At 53.5% G+C, this 18,311-nt stretch carries 13 protein-coding genes, 3 pseudogenes and 1 riboswitch; of the genes and pseudogenes, 7 read left to right on the top strand and 9 right to left on the bottom strand.

The annotated features are described in order from the left end of the window. Window positions 1-2 precede the first annotated feature (2 nt). The 3 genes from JCM12308_RS14295 to JCM12308_RS14285 are packed head-to-tail and all read right to left on the bottom strand — an operon-like array spanning window position 3 to window position 2,318. Complete coding sequence (locus tag JCM12308_RS14295) at window positions 3-920, bottom strand: flavin reductase family protein (RefSeq protein ID WP_008549113.1); 918 nt, start codon at window positions 918-920, stop codon at window positions 3-5. 17 nt (window positions 921-937) lie between these two features. Then, window positions 938-1,744, bottom strand: coding sequence for an alpha/beta fold hydrolase (locus JCM12308_RS14290; protein ID WP_037036620.1), 807 nt, complete (start codon window positions 1,742-1,744; stop codon window positions 938-940). Then, a complete protein-coding gene (locus JCM12308_RS14285; RefSeq protein WP_008549345.1) occupies window positions 1,710-2,318 on the bottom strand; it encodes an amino acid synthesis family protein in 609 nt (202 codons plus the stop codon). Before JCM12308_RS14285 ends, JCM12308_RS14290 begins: the two co-directional genes overlap by 35 nt. Window positions 2,319-2,430: 112 nt before the next feature. Here JCM12308_RS14285 and JCM12308_RS14280 point away from each other — a divergent pair, with 112 nt between their 5' ends. The 3 genes from JCM12308_RS14280 to JCM12308_RS14275 are packed head-to-tail and all read left to right on the top strand — an operon-like array spanning window position 2,431 to window position 3,416. Further along, on the top strand, window positions 2,431-2,952 hold the full coding sequence (locus tag JCM12308_RS14280; protein WP_244271907.1) for a GntR family transcriptional regulator: 522 nt from the start codon (window positions 2,431-2,433) through the stop codon (window positions 2,950-2,952). Further along, window positions 2,838-3,128 (top strand): FCD domain-containing protein, encoded by a 291-nt coding sequence (locus JCM12308_RS31570; RefSeq protein ID WP_244271911.1) that lies wholly within the window; start codon window positions 2,838-2,840, stop codon window positions 3,126-3,128. The genes JCM12308_RS14280 and JCM12308_RS31570 overlap by 115 nt, the downstream gene beginning before the upstream one ends. Next, window positions 3,129-3,416, top strand: coding sequence for a DUF1330 domain-containing protein (locus JCM12308_RS14275; RefSeq protein ID WP_054784204.1), 288 nt, complete (start codon window positions 3,129-3,131; stop codon window positions 3,414-3,416). 50 nt (window positions 3,417-3,466) lie between these two features. Here the strand turns inward: JCM12308_RS14275 and JCM12308_RS14270 are convergent, their stop codons facing one another. The 6 genes and pseudogenes from JCM12308_RS14270 to katG all read right to left on the bottom strand — a co-directional run bounded on the left by JCM12308_RS14270 (window position 3,467) and on the right by katG (window position 10,213). Continuing rightward, window positions 3,467-4,447 (bottom strand): glutathione S-transferase family protein, encoded by a 981-nt coding sequence (locus tag JCM12308_RS14270; RefSeq protein ID WP_054784203.1) that lies wholly within the window; start codon window positions 4,445-4,447, stop codon window positions 3,467-3,469. Window positions 4,448-4,605: 158 nt separating this feature from the next. After that, window positions 4,606-4,797: a hypothetical protein gene (locus JCM12308_RS29985; protein WP_208978584.1), complete on the bottom strand. Its 192-nt coding sequence runs from the start codon at window positions 4,795-4,797 to the stop codon at window positions 4,606-4,608. An 8-nt stretch (window positions 4,798-4,805) separates the two neighbouring features. Further along, a complete protein-coding gene (locus JCM12308_RS14265; RefSeq protein WP_208978583.1) occupies window positions 4,806-5,297 on the bottom strand; it encodes an ATP-binding cassette domain-containing protein in 492 nt (163 codons plus the stop codon). Continuing rightward, entirely contained in the window at window positions 5,284-6,831 is a 1,548-nt protein-coding gene (locus tag JCM12308_RS14260; RefSeq protein ID WP_174519196.1) for an ABC transporter permease family protein, read from the bottom strand. The genes JCM12308_RS14265 and JCM12308_RS14260 overlap by 14 nt, the downstream gene beginning before the upstream one ends. Then, window positions 6,807-7,798, bottom strand: a pseudogene (gene thiB, locus JCM12308_RS14255) (thiamine ABC transporter substrate binding subunit). The gene JCM12308_RS14260 and the pseudogene thiB overlap by 25 nt, the downstream one beginning before the upstream one ends. A gap of 21 nt (window positions 7,799-7,819) precedes the next feature. Then, a riboswitch (TPP riboswitch) is annotated at window positions 7,820-7,926 on the bottom strand. Between the two features lie 112 nt (window positions 7,927-8,038). Beyond that, window positions 8,039-10,213: pseudogene (katG, locus tag JCM12308_RS32875) on the bottom strand (catalase/peroxidase HPI). A 519-nt stretch (window positions 10,214-10,732) separates the two neighbouring features. On the opposite strand from katG, the gene JCM12308_RS14245 reads away from it, so the two are divergent. From JCM12308_RS14245 to cueR, 4 genes and pseudogenes are all read left to right on the top strand, one after another. After that, window positions 10,733-12,094, top strand: a complete 1,362-nt coding sequence (locus JCM12308_RS14245) for an efflux RND transporter periplasmic adaptor subunit (protein ID WP_208978582.1) — start codon at window positions 10,733-10,735, stop codon at window positions 12,092-12,094. Next, window positions 12,091-15,271: pseudogene (locus tag JCM12308_RS14240) on the top strand (efflux RND transporter permease subunit). The gene JCM12308_RS14245 and the pseudogene JCM12308_RS14240 overlap by 4 nt, the downstream one beginning before the upstream one ends. A 179-nt stretch (window positions 15,272-15,450) precedes the next feature. Next, complete coding sequence (locus JCM12308_RS14235) at window positions 15,451-17,886, top strand: heavy metal translocating P-type ATPase (RefSeq protein WP_054784202.1); 2,436 nt, start codon at window positions 15,451-15,453, stop codon at window positions 17,884-17,886. A 17-nt stretch (window positions 17,887-17,903) separates the two neighbouring features. Next, a complete protein-coding gene (cueR, locus tag JCM12308_RS14230; RefSeq protein WP_054784201.1) occupies window positions 17,904-18,305 on the top strand; it encodes a Cu(I)-responsive transcriptional regulator in 402 nt (133 codons plus the stop codon). Window positions 18,306-18,311 lie beyond the last annotated feature (6 nt).

Below are 18,311 nucleotides of genomic sequence, written 5' to 3'. Positions count from 1 at the left end.
GCTTACTCTCCCAGTGCGATTTTGCGCACTTCGCCGCTTTCCTGATTTCCAAAATAAATGCCGAAGTTGCCCTTTTGCGCCTCTCTCGCAAATCGGGTGAGCATTGTTTGCGTTGCTGAATCTTTCACCCGTGCCAGCACGTCGTCCGTCAGCGACAGGAAGCTCCCGACTTTGCTGTCTCCCTCGCCAGCGCTGCAGTGAAAGGCCAGATGCTGGGCATTTGCGCTCTCATCCTCATAAACGGAGTAGATAAAGCCAACGGAAGAAGGAATCCCGGCTTCTTCCAGGAGCGCAGCAAGTTCTTTTGTAGGGGTGCCTTTGCTGGCCGTGCGACTTGGCAAACGCAGTTGCCCAGCATCATCTTCAAGAAACAGCAGTTTGCCGTCTCGTTCCAAAAGCGCGCTGATGATGGTCTCACTGTCCACCTGAATGGAGCTGACTTCCTGTGTCGCCGTAAAGTAGGCGCCACGGGCATAGCCCAGACCATTGGCAACGCCAGTATCAAACGCTTTCACTTCACCAATCAGGATCGCATGATCACCCGCATCAACCACATTGTGCATGGAGCAATCGAACCATGCAGCCACATCGGAGATGACTGGTGCACCATTTGGCCCAACCTTCCAGTCCACAGTCGCAAAGCGGTCTTCAACGCGGCTTGCGAAGGTGTTGGACACATCCTTCTGAGTCTCAGCCAGGATATTAACGGCGAAACCGGATGCATTTGTCAGCGCATCATAATTGCTGGAACTCTTTGCAAGACACACCAGCAGCAATGGCGGGTCCAGAGAAACACTTGAGAAGGAGTTCGCGGTAAAGCCAAGCGGTTCACCATCTGCTCCATGGGCTGTCACTACCGTAACGCCGGTCAGGAATGTCCCAAACGCATTCCTCAAACTCCGTGGGTCCATGGCTGTCATCGGGTAGATCTCCCTTTCTATCCGTTTGTTCTTATTGGTTGTTTCAACCAGCTCGCCATCGCGGCGTTGACTTGTTCCGGTGCCGTCAGGTTGACCATGTGACGGTGACCTTCAATGATGCAGACAATGCCGTCCTGAGCAGCCTGCGCCATATCCACGGCCATTTCCTTGGTCGAGTTCGGATCACCATCGCCCGTCAGCAAAAGAGCGGGACACCGGATCTCTTCCCATTTGTCGGCATAGGTTGCATCACCATGTGCAAACGCATTGTAAGTGATCGCATATCCAACCGGATCTACCTCCCGCAGCCAGTTGCCGACCTGTTCCTTGGCGTTCAACTCAACATCACTGTTGCCGAACCAGCGGCTCAGCGGACCATCGATGTTGATATTGCCCTGTGCAATCTCCTTGGCCCGCGCTTGCACAGCACTGCGGGCTTCAGGTGTTCTGCGGTAAACGCCGTTCAACAAAGCAACGCGTTTTACGCGTTCTGGATGCGTTGCTGCGTAACCACCGCTGATCAACGCGCCCATGGAGTGACCCGCCAGATTTACCTGCTCAAATCCCAGCGCGCTGATCACAGCGTGGAGCCACTCTACGTAGTCCTCCAGCTGAGAGCCTTGAGGAAGCGCAGTGCTTCCTCCGTGCCCTGGCATATTCACAGCAATCACGCGGTGCGTTTTGGCAAAGAACTCGACCTGCGGACCCCAGGAGGCGTCCTGCATGCCAACGCCGTGCACCAGCACGAGCGGCTCGCCTTCGCCTACTTCGCGGTAGCAGACGGTACCTTTAGGATGTGACAGCTGCAGGGTTGTCAACGTCATGTCCCAGCTCCTTAAGGTCCTGATAACGATCACCAATCCGGTGGTGCGGACGGCCTGCCAGAGAAGCGCCCAATGCAATCACGATCTCATCCGGGGCCGGTGCATCCGGAATAGCCAGCTGAATGGTCAGGTAATGCGAACGACGTCCACCATCGTTCTTGTCCATCAGCGGAATCATGATCGGCGCATTGGCACCAGCGCGAGTGTTGCAGAACGCCAGATATGTTTTAGCGCCAACTGCTTCGCGGTAAAAATTGCCAAACTGCAGCGTGTGAATGAGCGCAGAAGCATGCTCCACTTCACCGTTCACACCAACAACAGCCGCTTTGCCATAGCCTTCAACTGCTTCGCCAGAACCGGCAAAGTTGATGATCATGTCTGTCAGCAGTTTGCCAACATCCGGCGCAACATCATGGATGCCCGGGCGAAGATCCTCAACGAAGCCCTGTCCGGCCCATGGGTTCTTGATGACAGCCACAGCAGCAATCATCCGCAAAGGTACCTCTGCTTTTTTGCCACCCTCAATCAGCGTGTCTTCCACATGAAGAAGCGTCTTGCGTATTTCTGCCGGCATTTGATCTTCCGTTCATTCCACTCACAAAATCGATGGTGATAAGATGGTATACCATAATACCGAATGTCAATACCTTCTTGCGAATGAAGTAAACGCGGGCTAGATTGCGTCCATGATCGAGACTGCAAATAATCCTTTGAAGATTGAGCGTCCAACAATGACGCTTCGCGATATGGCCCTTGAAAAAATGCGGGCCGCTATCATTGCCGGGCACTTCCAGTCTGGGGACCGTCTGGTGGAACGTCCTTTGTGCGACCAGCTAGGCGTAAGTCGCTCAGTTGTAAGGGAAACCATCCGTTACCTCGAAGCTGAGGGGCTGGTTGAAATCCTACCAAACAAAGGCCCGATCGTTGCAAAACTGGATTGGGAAAACGCGCAGCAGATCTATGAAATCCGCATGCTTCTGGAGACCAGCGCCGCACAGAAATGCGCAGAACTGGCCAAAGATGGGGATAAGAAAAAACTCGGCAAAGCCTCGGCCAGCTCAAATCCGCGTATAGCAGCGGCGAGACCAATGATCTGTTTGAGGCAACAACTCTGTTTTATCAGTGTATTTTCGAGATCAGCGGACAGAACGTGGCATGGGAAGTTGTTCAGCGACTCAACGGTCGCATCAGCCGCCTACGTGCAATGACATTGGGAACCCGTGACCGTCATGAAGCCGGGTACAAGCGGATGGAAAAAATCTACTCTGCGATCGATTCCAACGATGCTGATGCAGCAGCCGCAGCCATCAAGGTGCACCTGACAGAAGCAGCCAACATCGCCAAAACCCTTCTGACTGCAGAGCTGAGCAAGAGCGAAAAATAAATGCCAAAAGCCTATTGGATTGCCCACGTCACAGTGACTGACGCTGAGGCTTATGCTGACTACACAAAGGCCGCCCCTGCCGCCTTCCAAAAATACGGCGCCCGCTTTCTAGCCCGCGGCGGCAAAACCGAACACCTGGAAGGCACCGCCCATCCCCGCAACGTGGTCATCGAGTTCGACACCATGACCCAAGCCCTCGCCTGCTACCACTCCCCCGAATACCAACAAGCCAAATCCCACCGAGCCCACGCTGCTTTCGCGGATATTTTGATTGTAGAGGGGATGTAGTAAGGCGGAAAGCGATCAACATCGTTGTTGTCGTTGCTTTCGCGGTCTTCCTACCCCAACTTTGCCCTGTCATGGGGATGGCTATAGTCAACCTCTGGCCCAACCGGCACTATACCTGTTGGGTTTATTGTTGCGTGGCTGGTGTAGTAGTGCGCTTTGATGTGGTGGAGGTTGACGGTTTTGGTGATACCCGGTTGTTGGAAGAGATCTCGAAGGTAATTGGATAGATTCGGGTAATCCTGTATCCGCCGCAGATTACATTTGAAGTGTCCCACATAGACAGGATCAAAACGTACCAGCGTCGTAAACAGTCTCCAGTCCGCTTCCGTGATAGTCGCTCCAGTCAGATACCGATATTTCGCAAGCTTGCTTTCGAGCCAGTCCAGTGTCTCGAACAAAGGATACAAAGCTTCCTCGTAGGCGGCTTGTGTTGTTGCGAACCCGGCTTTGTAAACGCCATTGTTGACTGTGGTGTAGATGCGGTCATTCAGAGCATCAATCTCGGCCCTCAAAGCTTCAGGGTAGTAATCGCCTGATTTCGCTCCAACATCATCAAAAGCGGAATTGAACATCCGAATAATCTCGGAGGATTCGTTGGAGACGATCGTGTTGTTCTCTTTGTCCCAAAGGACAGGGACCGTCACACGGCCTGAGTAGTCCGATTGAGCTGCGGTATAGACCTGATACATGAACTTAGCATGGTTGATGGTATCCGGCTGAACGCCTTCCCCTTCTTCGAAGGTCCATCCATTCTCAGCCATATGCCAATGGACGACGGACAATGAAATCATCTCCTCAAGGCCTTTGAGGCTTCGAAAAATCAGAGTTCTGTGAGCCCATGGGCATGCGAGTGAAACGTAAAGGTGATAGCGACCCGCTTCTGCTTTAAACCCGGCTTTCCCACTGGGGCCAGGTTGACCATCTGAGGTGACCCAGTTTCGAAACTGAGACGCTTTGCGCTCAAATCGCCCACCCGCTTTAGAGGTGTCATACCAACGATCAACCCAGCGTCCATCCTGAAGCAAACCCATGATTTAAACCTCTTTCCAGTTGCAAAACCAAAGTGCAGTGCGCAAAAATCGGAACTCCGTCAGGGCCATACACGCACTGCTTGAGAGATAAAATCAGAAATACCAAAAGGACGCCAATCACGCTTTTGCGTTCGGCTGATGAGCTCCAGACCGAAGAGCTAACCCAAATATTCCTTCAATGCCGGTGGAGGATTGTCCAGCAGTTCTGTGGTTTCGGCGGGGGGATGGACTGTGCTGCCTGCAACCAGCATGGCTTGGCTGGTGATGCGGCGGGCGTCTTGTGGGTCGTGGCTGACCATCATGAGCGTAGTGCCTGTCTCAGTTGCTAGCTCTGCAACCAGATCCAGCATTTCGGCCTTCAAGGCTGGGCCAAGTGCGGCGAAGGCTCATCAAGCAGAAGCAGGTCGCGGTGTTGCACGAGCACACGGGCGAGCGCAACGCGGCTTTGTTGACCGCCAGACAGTTCAGCAGGTTTACGTGTTCCCATCCCGGCAAGGCCAACCCGCTCCAGTGCAGCTGAAACTTGAGCCTGTTCTGTTTTTGAGAGTTTACCGCTTGGACGCAGACCAAGTGCTGCATTCTGCTCAGCTGTAAGGTGCGGAAAGAGGTTGCCATCCTGAAACAACATAGCAATTGGGCGTTTGCCCGGAGCCAGCTCTGTCAGATCCTGTCCCATCCATGAGACGTGACCCTTAGAGATCTGGCGAAAACCGGCGATTGCTTCCAGCAAGGTCGATTTACCTGCACCTGAAGGGCCAATCACGGCAACACTGCTACCAGCTTCCATGCTGACATTTGCGTGCAGCTGAAAGGCGCCATTGGCGATTATGCAAGACTCAAGCTTCAGCATGCCAGCGTCCTCCTCGGTCTAAGAGCCAGAATAAAGACATGGACAGCACCAGTAACAACAGCGCGCCACCTGCCGCCGCTTCCATCTTATAAGCGCCCATGAGGCGATAGATCTGCAAAGGCAGTGTTGCAATCTCCGGGTCAGCGAAAAGAGCAATCACACCTAGATCGCCCATGGAAAGCGCGGCAGCAAGGCCTGCAGCAAAGCCAATCTGTGGCCTCATGCGCGGAATGAAAACACGCGTGAAGAACACCCAGCCTTCCATATCCAGAGACAGCGCCAGACGTCCATGACGTGAAACAGTATCCTTCGCAGCCGGAACCAGAATACGCAGGGCGAACGGCAGGGCCATGGCTGCGTTAACCAGCGCAGTGACAGGGAGCGCTAGATCTGTCGGGTTTGCCCAGGGGCGGATGATGATGAACAGCCCCGTGCCGATCACCAATGGAGAAGCAGCAAGGCCAAGAATGCCTGCAAGTTCTACAGGGCTGTGCCTTCTAACAGCAATGGCTGCAGCCATCGGTAACGCAAGCAACAACAGAATGATCGTGCTGGCTGAGGCCACTCCAACCGAAATCAATGCAGATTTGATCACTAAGAATGGCAGTGAGAAAAGACCTGCGACACCTGAGAGCGCAACAGCGCTGAGTGGCAGAAGCAGGAAGACCGCGGCGAGTATGATCCAGAAACTATCGAGGATAGGCGTACCACCATCCCAGCGTTGGATGGCTCTGTCCAAGCCGGCACCAAAACCTTCACCACGGGAAAGCTTCAGAGCTGCAAAAGCAGCTGCAGCTGTCAGCGCCAATTGCAGGGCAGAGAGCAGAGCGGCGCGCCCGAGGTCAAAATCATAGGTAAAAGCCTGATAAATCGCCAGCTCTATCGTTGTCGCGCGGGGACCGCCACCAAGAGTGAGTGCAACCGCAAAACTGGTGAGGCAAATGGCAAAAATCACGACTAGTGCGCCGGGCAAAATGCGTTTGAGCATGGGAAGTTCGATCAGACGAAACAAAGACCAGCCGTGGCATCCCAGCTGAGCCGCAAGGCGAAACCGTTCAGACGGCACCTCTTGCCATCCCTGTAATATGAGGCGCGTTGCTAATGGTAGATTGAAGAAAACGTGAGCCAGCACAACACCGTGCAGGCCATAGATGCGGATGGGAGATGCGCCGAAGTAAACCAATACCTCTGAGATCCAGCCGGAACGTCCAAAAACCTGCAATAGACCAAGAATGGCGACAATAACCGGAAGGATGAACGGGGCGCCAAGCAAGGCAATCAACAGGCTGCGGCCCTTAAACCGACGGCGTGCCAGCGCGCGTGCAACAGGCACCGCCAACCCTACGCTGATCACGGCTGAAAGCACGGCTTGTGTGAGCGTAAACTTAAGTGCTGCCCAATCTGAAGAAGAAAAACCATGCCCGGCCTCAGCACGCAGCGCAACAGCAGCCAGCGTGCCAAGAATGAGTGCCGCGACGAGCAATGCCGCGGCAACTCCGGGAAGCGAGCTTACTGGCTGAGCGCTTCGAGCCATTCCGGCAGAGCCTCACGTCGTGCAGCAACTGCATCTTCAGGTGCAAGGAGCAAAGCCTTTTCAGGTGTTTGCAAGGTTTCGAAACCTGCTGGAAGACCGCTTGCAGGTGTAACTGCTGGGTACATCCAGTTGGTTGTTGGAATGATGCTCTGGAATGCGTCAGAAACCATGAAGTTCAGGAACTTGTCTGCCAGCTCCGGCTGATCGGTGCCAGCAAGTTTCGCTGCCACTTCCACCTGCATGTAATGGCCTTCATCAAATGCAGCGGTGGTTTTGCTGTCATCTTCCTCGGCAATCAGGTGATAAGCCGGAGACGTGGTGTAGCTGAGCACCATGTCCGCTTCCCCATCTAGGAAGAGGCCATAGGCTTCAGACCAACCTTTGGTAACTGTCACGATATTATCGGAAAGCCCAGCCCAGATATCCGCAGCTTCATCGCCATAAGCAGACTTTACCCAAAGCAGCAGGCCAAGGCCCGGAGTGGAAGAGCGTGGATCTTGAATGAGGATCTTGGTGTCACTCTCGGCCAGCTCGCGGAAACTGGAAGGAACCGTTGCGCCCTTCTTATGCACAAAAGCGAAATAGCCCCAGTCGTAAGGCACAAAGGTCTCATCTGCCAGTCCACCGGCAGTGTGTACTTCGCTTCAACGGCATGCGGAGCAAATAAACCAGTCGTTTTAGCTGTCTCAATCAGATTGGTATCCAGCCCCAGAACAACGTCTGCATCGGTGTTGTTGCCTTCAAGACGAAGGCGGGAAAGCAGCGCTGCGCCATCTTCAACACCAACAAGGTTCAGATTACACTCGCAGATCGCTTCAAATGCTTCTTCCACTTTTGGGCCAGGGCCCCAGTCGGAAACGAAGCTGTCATAGGTGTAAACGGTGAGTTCAGGCTTATCGGCAGCCATTGCCGATGTTGCAGTGAGTAATCCCGCAGCAATTAACAGATGTTTCAAGTCATCCTCCATTGCGGCGAGAGGGCAAGGATGGATGAAACCGGTACCCTTCCCTCCGCCGGTTCTAGCCGGTTCAGGTTCAACGGGTTCGCCAATCTGGCATCTCAGCACGACAAAAGCGCGCACCCCGAGGTCAAGCGGTTCTTAACTGGAAAAGAAGAGCAGCGCAACCGGATATACCTGAGGGATGAAAACCACCTCAACGGAGTTGCGAAAAAGCCCGGGCAGTTTCCTGCCCGGGTTGAGGTTCAATTATGCAGACAGGTCGAAGCGGTCGGCGTTCATGACCTTGGTCCATGTTGCCACGAAGTCGCGGACGAACTTTTCGTGGTTGTCATCCTGAGCATACACTTCAGCGTAAGCACGCAGGATTGAGTTGGAACCAAACACAAGGTCAGCGCTGGTTGCTGTCCACTTGGTCTTGCCGGTGTGACGATCACGGATCTCGTAGGTGCCATCCTCAAGCGGATGCCAGCTGTTGCCCATGTCCGTCAGGTTGACGAAGAAGTCAGTGGTCAGCTGACCTTCACGATCCGTGAAGACACCGTGCTTTGATCCACCGTAGTTGGCACCAAGAACGCGCAGGCCGCCAACGAGCACAGTCATTTCCCATCCAGTGAGACGGAGGAGCTGCGCGCGATCCAACATCATTTCTTCTGGCTAACAGCGTACTCTTGCTTTTGCCAGTTACGGAAGCCATCAGAAATAGGCTCCAACACAGAGAAGGATGCTGCGTCTGTCATCTCATCGGTGGCATCGCCACGGCCAGAAGCAAACGGAACTTCCACACTGAAACCAGCCGCCTTGATGGCATTCTCAACACCAACGTTACCGCCAAGTACGATGACATCTGCTACCGATGCACCGGCTTCAGCTGCAATTGGTTCAAGCACAGCCAGTACCTTGGCAAGGCGATCTGGCTCGTTGCCGACCCAGTCCTTCTGCGGAGCAAGGCGGATACGGGCACCGTTGGCGCCACCGCGCATATCAGACCCACGATAGGTCCGGGCGCTGTCCCATGCGGTTGTGATCAGGTCTTCGTTGCTCAGGCCACTTGCTGCGATTTTGGCTTTCACAGCAGCCACATCGTAGTTGGTATTGCCTGCTGGAACCGGATCCTGCCAGATGAGGTCTTCTTTCGGTACGTCTGGACCAAGATAGTTTGCTCTCGGTCCCATATCGCGGTGGGTCAGCTTGAACCATGCGCGTGCAAAAGTATCTCTGAAGTACTCAGGATCTGCCATGAACTTCTGGCAGTATTCGTTGTAGATCGGGTCAACCTTCATCGCCATATCCGCATCAGTCATGATTGGATTGTGGCGAACGGACGGGTCAGTTGGATCGACAGGCTTGTCTTCTTCCTTAATCTCGACAGGTTCCCACTGCCAGGCACCCGCAGGTGATTTAACCTGATGCCATTCATGACCAAACAGCATATCGAAGAAGCCCATATCGAATGTGGTTGGGTGTGTGGTCCACGCCCCTTCGATGCCAGAAGTAAAGGCATTTGTTGCTTTGCCGTCTTGTCCAGGGTTGGACCAGCCAAGTCCCTGTTCTTCCAATCCGGCAGCTTCCGGTGCAACACCGATGTTGTCAACGGCACCGCGTCCGTGGGTCTTACCAACGGTGTGACCACCACAGGTCAGCGCAGCTGTTTCCTCATCATTCATTGCCATACGAGCAAAGGTTTCGCGAATCTGGTCGGCTGTTTTCTGCGGGCCTGGAACGCCATTTACGCCTTCCGGGTTCACGTAGATCAGCCCCATATGAGTCGCTGCCAGAGGGTTTTCGAGCGTTGATGGGTCATCCAAATCGTCGTAACGCTCTTCACTGCGGGCCAGCCATTCTTTCTCAGATCCCCAATAGGTGTCGATCTCTGGACCCCAGATATCCTCACGGCCAAATCCGAAACCAAAGGTTTTCAGACCCATGGAATCATAGGCTACTGTACCGGCGAGAATAATCAAATCAGCCAGGACAGAGCGTTTCCGTATTTTTTCTTGATAGGCCAAAGCAAGCGGCGTGCTTTATCGAGCTTGCGTTATCAGGCCAGGAGTTGAGCGGCGCAAAGCGAATGTTGCCGGAACCGCCGCCGCCGCGACCATCTGCCAGACGATAAGAGCCAGCTGTGTGCCATGAAAGACGGATCATCAGACCGCCGTAATGACCCCAGTCGGCCGGCCACCAGTCTTGGCTGTCGGTCATGAGTGCGTGGACGTCTGCCTTCACTGCCTCAAAGTCGAGTGTTTTGACAGCGTCATGATAATTGAATCCTGGGTCCATCGGGTTGGTACGCGCACCATGTTGATGGAGGATATCGAGATTCAAAGCGTCAGGCCACCATCGGGTGACTGGCTTATCCATCGATGTATTCGCGCCATGTACCACCGGACAAACGCCGGATGTCTTGACATCGTTGCCGTGCATAACTGTCTCCGTTACCTATGTTTGGCGATCACTGGGTCTTGACGTAGCGTTTACCTTAAGCGGTGAGACGAAACGATGCATCCAGCAAATCCTAGAATGAATGTAGGTACTGAAGTGTATTAAGTGAAATTGCATCTTTTGCATGCGATGATAAGAGTTTCTTATCAGTTAGATTTTGAGTTATAATACAGCTTTTCTCGATCCTGATTGAACACTTGACCTTCCAGTAACTGGAACGATTATCATGTTCGGCTCTAGGCTGTTTTGGGCTGCTTTATGTCAGCAAAAAGCGGCGTAATGGTGAGGGCTTGGAGTGGTGCTGGCGGGTTGCTTCAGGTTGGACCAGTGATTGGTAGAGCAGGACAGGACCGATGCGTAGTAAGTACGCTGTTGTGGTTGGGTTTGCGGTTGTTGCGAGTGTCTCGGCTGGGCTTGGGGATTTTTCTTGGAAGTTCAGTAGATTGGACTTCAGGAAGTTCTGGTGGCACTGATAAAGAGATACTGTATTGGGTTGCGCCTATGGATCCGAACTTCCGGCGCGATGAACCCGGTAAGTCTCCCATGGGTATGGATCTCATCCCTGTTTATGCAGGTGAAGAAACGCAGCCAAACGGGACTGGAGTGACGCTTTCGCCGAGTGTCATCAATACGATTGGTGTCCGTACAGCGGTTGCCAGTGTAGAGCCAATTTCTCAGAAAATCGAAAGTGTTGGCTTTGTTGGCTATGATGAGCATCGTTCCAGTCAGGTCCATCTGCGTACCGAAGGATGGATCCAGAAGCTCAACATTCGCGCCGTTGGTGATCCCGTTGAAAAAGGTGACTTGCTCTTTACCGTCTACGCGCCGGAAGTGACGGTTGCCAGTGCTGACCTGATCAGGGCAGTGCGAAGGGGCGATAGAGCTGCTGAGCAAAACATCCGTATTCAGCTTCAGAACTATGGCATTGATCCGGTTCAGATTGAGGAGATGTCCCGGGCCAGCAAGCCTGCGGATGTCTTCAAGGTTTTTGCGCCGCAATCCGGTGTGGTGACCACACTAGAAGCTGCGGATGGTATGTATCTGCAGCCAGATTCCATCGCTTTAACGCTTGCGGACCTGTCTTCTGTCTGGCTGATGGTGGATGTGTTTGAGCAGGATATAGCCCGGTTAAGCCCGAACAGCGAAGTGCTGGCCAGCTTTGAGCATTTGCCCGGAAAAGTGCTGGATGGACGGATTGACTACATCTATCCAGAGCTGGACTCAGTTACCCGTACTCTGCCAGTTCGCCTGCATTTTGATAACTCAAAGGGCTTTTTGCGTCCTAACATGTTTGGCCGTGTCACGATCATTCCTTCTGAAACGCGAAATGCGATCACCATTCCCACCAGCGCATTGATCCGTACCGGTATGTCTGAACGGGTAATCCTGCAAACGGAGGAAGGCACCTTTCAGCCACGCATCGTAACACCCGGTTTGACTGGGAGTTTTGGTGAAGGTAGCCGGACAGAGATCCTGCAAGGTCTGCAGCCTGGCGATGAAGTTGTCACATCAGCGCAGTTTCTGATCGACAGTGAAAGCTCACTTTCTGCTGGAATGGAACGGATGTCACCAGCACAAGGCGCTCCCATCTGGTCTGAAGGGACTGTGACCCGCGTTGACCCGGAGGCCAACACTATCACTATCCGTCACGCGGCGATCAGCGAACTGGACTGGCCAAAGATGGAAACCACTTTTGCGGTTCGTGGCAATCTGGACGAGTTTGATGTGTCTGCGAGTAAGCAAATTGAGTTTGCTATCACGCGAGGCTCAGACAAACGCTTCAGCCTTGTCGAGATGCGCGAGAGTGGAGAAAAGCTCTCCAAATCAGCACCAGCTGAACCGGTGGGGGCCGATGACAAATGATTGGCTCCATAATCCGTGCTTCCATCAAGAACCGTGTGATCGTTCTGATGGCTGCGGTGATGTTGACACTTGGCGGTATCTGGGCACTGAAGGAAACACCCGTTGATGCGATCCCGGACCTTTCCGATGTTCAGGTGATTATCAAGACACCTTATGATGGTCAGGCACCTCAGGTTATTGAAGATCAGGTGACCTACCCAATCGCCACAGCCATGTTGTCCGTGCCGGATGTGATCGATGTGCGCGGGTTCTCGTTTTATGGCGACTCCTACGTTTATGTGGTGTTCAAGGACAGTACTGATCTTTACTGGGCTCGCAGCCGGGTGCTGGAATATCTGGCTCAGGTGGGCGCTAAACTGCCGGATGGTGTAACGCCTGAGCTTGGACCGGATGCGACGGGGGTGGGCTGGATCTATCAGTATGCGCTGATCGACCGAACCGGTAATCATGATCTGGCGCAACTCCGATCCTTGCAGGATTGGTGGCTGAAGTTTGAGCTTCAAACCGTCAGTGGGGTTTCTGAAGTGGCAACCATTGGCGGCATGGTCAAGCAGTATCAGGTTGTTGCTGATCCTAATAAACTGCGTGCCTATGGAGTGACACTGCCAGAGCTGATGAGCACGATTGAGAACGCAAACCGTGAGACAAGCGGTAGCGTTATTGAGATGGCTGAGGCGGAGTATATGGTCCGCGCCACTGGTTATATTCAGTCCATTGAAGACCTGAAGCAAATCCCGATCAAAGTGAACGAACGGGGGGCGGCTCTTACGCTTGAGGATGTGGCCGAAATTCGCCTCGGTCCGCAAATGCGTCGAGGCGTGGCAGACTTGAATGGTGAGGGTGACTCCGTTGGTGCCGTCGTGATTATGCGCTGGGGCGAGAATCCGCTGCGCACCATTGAGGGTGTGACGGCTAAGCTAAATGAGCTGAAGCCCAACTTGCCGGAAGGCGTTGAGATCGTAACCACTTATGATCGCTCCGGCGTGATTGAGCGAGCCATTGATAACCTCACCCAAAAGCTTACCGAAGAGTTTCTGGTGGTGGTTCTGGTCTGCGCGATCTTCCTGCTGCATCTCAGATCGTCACTGGTGATCCTGATCTCGTTACCACTGGGTATTTTGACGGCACTGCTCGTGATGCGATTGCAGGGAGTGAACGCGAATATCATGTCTCTTGGCGGGATCGCCATTGCGATTGGCGCATGGTGGATGCGGCGATTGTGATGATCGAAGCCATGCACCGACGGCTTGAGAAGGAACCAGACCCCGACAAAAACCGCTGGAAAGTGGTTGCAGAATGCTGTTCAGAGGTTGGGCCAGCATTGTTCTACTCACTTGCGATCATCACCATCAGCTTCCTGCCGGTGTTTGTGCTGGAAGCGCAGGAGGGACGTTTATTCAAACCGCTGGCCTTCACCAAGACCTATGCCATGGCAGCGGCCACGATTTTGAGTATCACTCTGGTGCCGGTGCTAATGGGATACTTCGTGCGTGGGCGCATTCACCCTGAGGCTAAGAACCCGGTGAACCGTTTCTGCATCGCGCTGTATCGGCCAGCCCTTTCGCTGGTCATCACGTGGCCAAAGACAACAATCGTGTTTGCGTTGGTTCTGGTGGCTCCATTCTTGTGCCGCTGAACAGGATTGGAACCGAGTTCATGCCGGAGCTGAAGGAAGGTGACTTCCTATACATGCCGTCGCTTTACACCGGTGTTTCCATCGGCAAGGCACGGGAAGTGCTGCAGCAAACGGACCGCATGATCATGCAGGTGCCTGAAGTGCAAACGGTCCATGGAAAGCTGGGGCGCGCTGAAACCGCAACGGATCCAGCGCCCTTGACCATGTTTGAAACCACCATTCAGCTGAAGCCGCAGGATCAGTGGCGAGAAGGCATGACACTTGAGAAGATACGGCAGGAGCTGGATAAGTCTGTACAGGTGCCTGGTCTCACCAACGTTTGGATTCAGCCCATCAAAAACCGCATCGATATGCTGGCGACGGGCATGAAAACACCGGTTGGCGTGAAGGTCTCCGGGCCTGATCTGCAGGTCATTCAGGATATCTCGGTAGAGATTGAAGGACTTGTCAAAGGTGTAGAGGGGACGCTGTCGGCTTATGCGGAACGCCCCAAAGGTGCACGGTTTATCGAGATTGATATCAACCGAAATGCAGCTGCCCGTTATATGCTGAATATCAAGGACGTTCAGGATGTGGTGCAAACCGCAATTGGCGGCATGGATATTTCTGAGAGCGTTGAAGGGCTGGAGCGTTACCCCATCAACTTGCGCTACCCGCAGGATTGGCGGAGCACGCCAGAACAACTGGAGAAGCTGCCGGTTGTCACACCATCTGGTGCGCACATTCCACTTGGTGCTGTATCTGACGTGAAGATCGTCGACGGCCCCGGTATGATCCGTTCCGAAAATGCACGGCCAACAGGATTTGTGTTCATTGATATCGAGGGCCGTGATCTGGGTGGCTACGTGAGTGAGGCCCAGCAACTGGTTGCCTCGAATGTGAAAGTCCCGGCTGGCTACTCAATCACCTGGTCAGGGCAGTATGAGTATATCGGGCGGGTGCAGGAACGTTTGCAGCTGGTTGCGCCCGTTACACTTCTTATCATTACGCTGATGTTGTTCCTTGCTTTCAACCGGGTGGGAGAAGTCGCGATCATTCTCACTTCACTGCCAATAGCGCTTACCGGAGGCATCTGGTTTGTCTACGCTTTGGGCTTTGACCTGTCAGTTGCGGTGTTGGTGGGATTTATTGCGCTTGCAGGTGTGGCCGTGGAAACAGCCATTGTGATGCTGCTTTATCTCAACCTTTCCTGGGAGAAGCGCATCGAGACGGCTCAGGCAACACATCAACAATTGACGACCAAAGACATTCTGGAATCCGTTGTCGAGGGAGCTTTGTTACGGTTACGCCCCAAAGTGATGACGGTCGCAGCCATCTTCGCAGGCCTGATTCCCATCATGCTTGGCAGTGCTACGGGCTCAGAGATCATGAAGCGTATCGCAGCCCCTATGGTGGGCGGGATGATCACCGCAACGCTGCTTACGCTTTTTGTTATCCCGGCAATCTATGTGCTTTGGAAGAAGGCACGATTGGCTGCCTTGAATAAGAGAATAGAAGCAGCGCCCATCTCTGATGAGCCAATAAAAACAAAGGGTAAGTGAGAGAGTTCCACCTCCCTCAATAAATACTGCTGCCAGGAAAAGGTCGACCTTCAAAGGTGATCAAACTCTTTCCATCTAATTGTAGTTTTCTTGCTTGACCTTCCAGTGACTGGAAGCCTTAGAGTGCGCTCAAGAGACAATGAAATGGTGAAGTTATGTCCCACAGTTCAACACTAAAAATGCAAGTTGAAGGCATGAATTGCGCCTCTTGCGTCGGTCGTGTCGAGAAAGCGCTTAAGAACATCTCGGGTGTTATCAATGCTTCCGTCAATCTGGCGACGGAGAGCGTGCAGGTAAACTATGATGACAGCCTCACACCCAAGGATGTGGCGAATGCGCTGCAAGAGGCTGGCTACCCAGCCGTTTCAGAAAGCATCACATTTGGTGTCTCCAACCTGAACTGTGCCTCCTGTGTTGGCCGCGCAGAAAAAGCACTGAGAGCCGGTGACGGCGTTCTGGATGCGAATGTCAACTTGGCCACAGAGAGTGCAACCGTTCGTTATGCCGTGGGTGCAACAACACCAGCCACTATTGCTGAACTCGTCACAACCGCAGGTTATCCAGCCACACTGGAAAAGACGGAGCCGACTAAGACTGCTCACCGTAAAACCGATGAGATCCGTCAGCTCAAAAACAAGACGCTTCTGGCCGCTGTTCTGGCTCTTCCAGTCTTCCTCATTGAGATGGGCAGTCATTTCATCCCAGGCGTTCATATGCTTGTTGCGGATACGCTTGGCATGCAGAACAGCTACTATCTGCAGTTTATCCTGACCACGATTGTGCTGTTTGGTCCGGGTCGTCAGTTCTACACCAAAGGCTTTCCATCCCTCTTCAAAGGTGCACCAGATATGAACTCTCTGGTGGCGCTGGGAACAGCTGCTGCCTATGTATTCTCTCTGCTGTCAACCTTCACGCCTCAGGTGCTTCCGGCTGGAACGGTCAACGTTTACTATGAAGCCGCGGCTGTGATCGTCGTCCTCATTCTTCTGGGCCGTTTTCTGGAAGCCCGTGCCAAAGGGCGAACAGGGGAAGCCATTCAAAAGCTCATTGGCATGCAGGCTAAAACTGCCCGCGTTGAACGCAATGGCGTGGTAAGCGAAGTTCCTATCGAAGAGATCATCGTTGGAGATATCATTCAGGTCCGTCCCGGCGAGAAAATTGCAGTCGATGGCACTGTTGTCTCCGGTTCCTCGTTTGTCGATGAGAGCATGATCACCGGTGAACCGATCCCAGTAGAGAAGGCATCTGGTGATGAAGTAGTCGGTGCGACGATCAACGGCACAGGTGCGCTTAGTGTGCAGGCCAGCAAAGTGGGCAATGACACGGTTCTTTCCCAGATCATTCAGATGGTGGAACAGGCCCAGGGCGCAAAGCTACCAATTCAGGGACTGGTTGACAAAATCACGTCTTGGTTTGTTCCCGCAGTCATCACCATCGCAATCATAACTGTTGGTGTCTGGTTCCTGTTTGGCCCTGACCCAGCCCTCAGTCTGGCACTGGTTGCAGGTGTTGCCGTGCTGATCATTGCTTGTCCTTGTGCCATGGGCCTTGCAACGCCAACCTCCATTATGGTCGGTACAGGCCGTGCTGCAGAACTCGGAGTTCTCTTCCGCAAAGGCGACGCCCTACAGATGCTTCAGGAAACCGGCGTGGTTGCGTTGGACAAGACCGGCACCCTGACAGCTGGTCATCCGGAACTAACTGACATCATCGTGCGTGATGGCCTTGAAGAGAACGATGTCTTGCGGATGGTTGCTGCCGTGGAGCAGAACTCAGAACACCCAATCGCAAAAGCAATTGTTCAAGCTGCTGAGGAGCGTGATATCTCCCTGCCAAAACCAGAGAGCTTCAACTCCCTGACAGGCTTCGGTGTAAGTGCAGTGGTTCAGGGCCGTGATGTTCTTGTTGGTGCAGATCGCCTGATGGAACGTGAAAACATCTCGCTGGAACAGCTTTCTGTTGAAGGCACAGTTCTGGCAACTCGGGGCAAAACCCCGCTCTACGTTGCACTTGATGGAGAAATCGCAGCAGTGATTGCAGTGGCTGACCCCATTAAACAAACAACACCAAATGCAATCAAAGCCCTGCATGCTTTGGGCCTCAAGGTGGTGATGATCACAGGTGATAACCAGAAAACCGCCGATGCCATTGCTAAGGAACTGGGTATCGACAGCGTGGTTGCAGAGGTTCTGCCAGATGGCAAAGTGCGCGCGCTGGAAGATCTACGCAAGCACGCACCCGGCAAGCTGGCCTTTGTAGGAGATGGCATCAATGATGCACCAGCCCTGGCTGCCGCTGATGTTGGAATTGCAATCGGTACAGGCACCGACGTCGCGATTGAGGCAGCTGATGTTGTGCTCATGGCCGGTGATCTGAACGGTGTGGTCAATGCCTTCCATATCAGCCAGCAGACCATGCGCAACATCCGGCAGAACCTGTTCTGGGCTTTCGGCTATAATACCCTGCTGATCCCGGTGGCTGCAGGTGTGCTATACCCATTTGGTGGACCACTGCTGTCTCCTGTTCTGGCCGCCGGTGCCATGGCACTGTCAAGCGTGTTTGTCTTGACCAACGCTTTGCGGTTACGCTGGATCAAAGCGGCCACCACGCACTAGTAAGGGATGAGACTACTATGAATATTGGCGAAGTAGCAGAACGCTCCGGCATCCCAACCAAGACAATTCGTTATTACGAAGATATTGGTTTCCTTCATCCCAAACGGAATGAAAACGGGTACCGCATCTTTGAAGATACTGAGCTTCACAAGCTGACATTCATTGGCCGCGCCCGCTCCCTGGGCTTCAACATCGAAGAGTGCCGGGCATTACTGGCACTCTATGAAGACAAAGACCGTGGCAGCGCAGATGTGAAAAAAATCGCGCAGCAACATGTGAAGGAAATCGAAGACAAAATCGCCGACCTCATCGCCATGCGTGACACCCTAACCCACCTCATCAACGCCTGCGCCGGCGACCACCGCCCCGATTGCCCGATTCTGGATAACCTGAGTGATGGGAAGACTAAAGAGGCGTAGATCACT

Origin of the sequence: Pseudovibrio denitrificans JCM 12308, assembly GCF_001310815.1 — a bacterium.
Taxonomy (GTDB): Bacteria; Pseudomonadota; Alphaproteobacteria; order Rhizobiales; family Stappiaceae; genus Pseudovibrio; species Pseudovibrio denitrificans.
The sequence above is the reverse complement of the archived record's forward strand: the minus strand, read 5'-3'. Positions and strand labels throughout refer to the sequence as shown.

Bases quoted from the DNA above. Each gene is read 5' to 3' on its own strand.
- JCM12308_RS14235 (WP_054784202.1), top strand. From the start codon at position 15,451: ATGCAAGTTGAAGGCATGAATTGCGCCTCTTGCGTCGGTCGTGTCGAG.
- JCM12308_RS29985 (WP_208978584.1), bottom strand. From the start codon at position 4,797: ATGCTGGATCTGGTTGCAGAGCTAGCAACTGAGACAGGCACTACGCTC.
- JCM12308_RS14290 (WP_037036620.1), bottom strand. From the start codon at position 1,744: ATGACGTTGACAACCCTGCAGCTGTCACATCCTAAAGGTACCGTCTGC.
- JCM12308_RS14245 (WP_208978582.1), top strand. From the start codon at position 10,733: ATGGATCCGAACTTCCGGCGCGATGAACCCGGTAAGTCTCCCATGGGT.
- JCM12308_RS14265 (WP_208978583.1), bottom strand. From the start codon at position 5,297: ATGCTGAAGCTTGAGTCTTGCATAATCGCCAATGGCGCCTTTCAGCTG.
- JCM12308_RS14280 (WP_244271907.1), top strand. From the start codon at position 2,431: ATGATCGAGACTGCAAATAATCCTTTGAAGATTGAGCGTCCAACAATG.
- JCM12308_RS14260 (WP_174519196.1), bottom strand. From the start codon at position 6,831: ATGGCTCGAAGCGCTCAGCCAGTAAGCTCGCTTCCCGGAGTTGCCGCG.
- cueR (WP_054784201.1), top strand. From the start codon at position 17,904: ATGAATATTGGCGAAGTAGCAGAACGCTCCGGCATCCCAACCAAGACA.
- JCM12308_RS14285 (WP_008549345.1), bottom strand. From the start codon at position 2,318: ATGCCGGCAGAAATACGCAAGACGCTTCTTCATGTGGAAGACACGCTG.
- JCM12308_RS14270 (WP_054784203.1), bottom strand. From the start codon at position 4,447: ATGGGTTTGCTTCAGGATGGACGCTGGGTTGATCGTTGGTATGACACC.
- JCM12308_RS14295 (WP_008549113.1), bottom strand. From the start codon at position 920: ATGACAGCCATGGACCCACGGAGTTTGAGGAATGCGTTTGGGACATTC.
- JCM12308_RS14275 (WP_054784204.1), top strand. From the start codon at position 3,129: ATGCCAAAAGCCTATTGGATTGCCCACGTCACAGTGACTGACGCTGAG.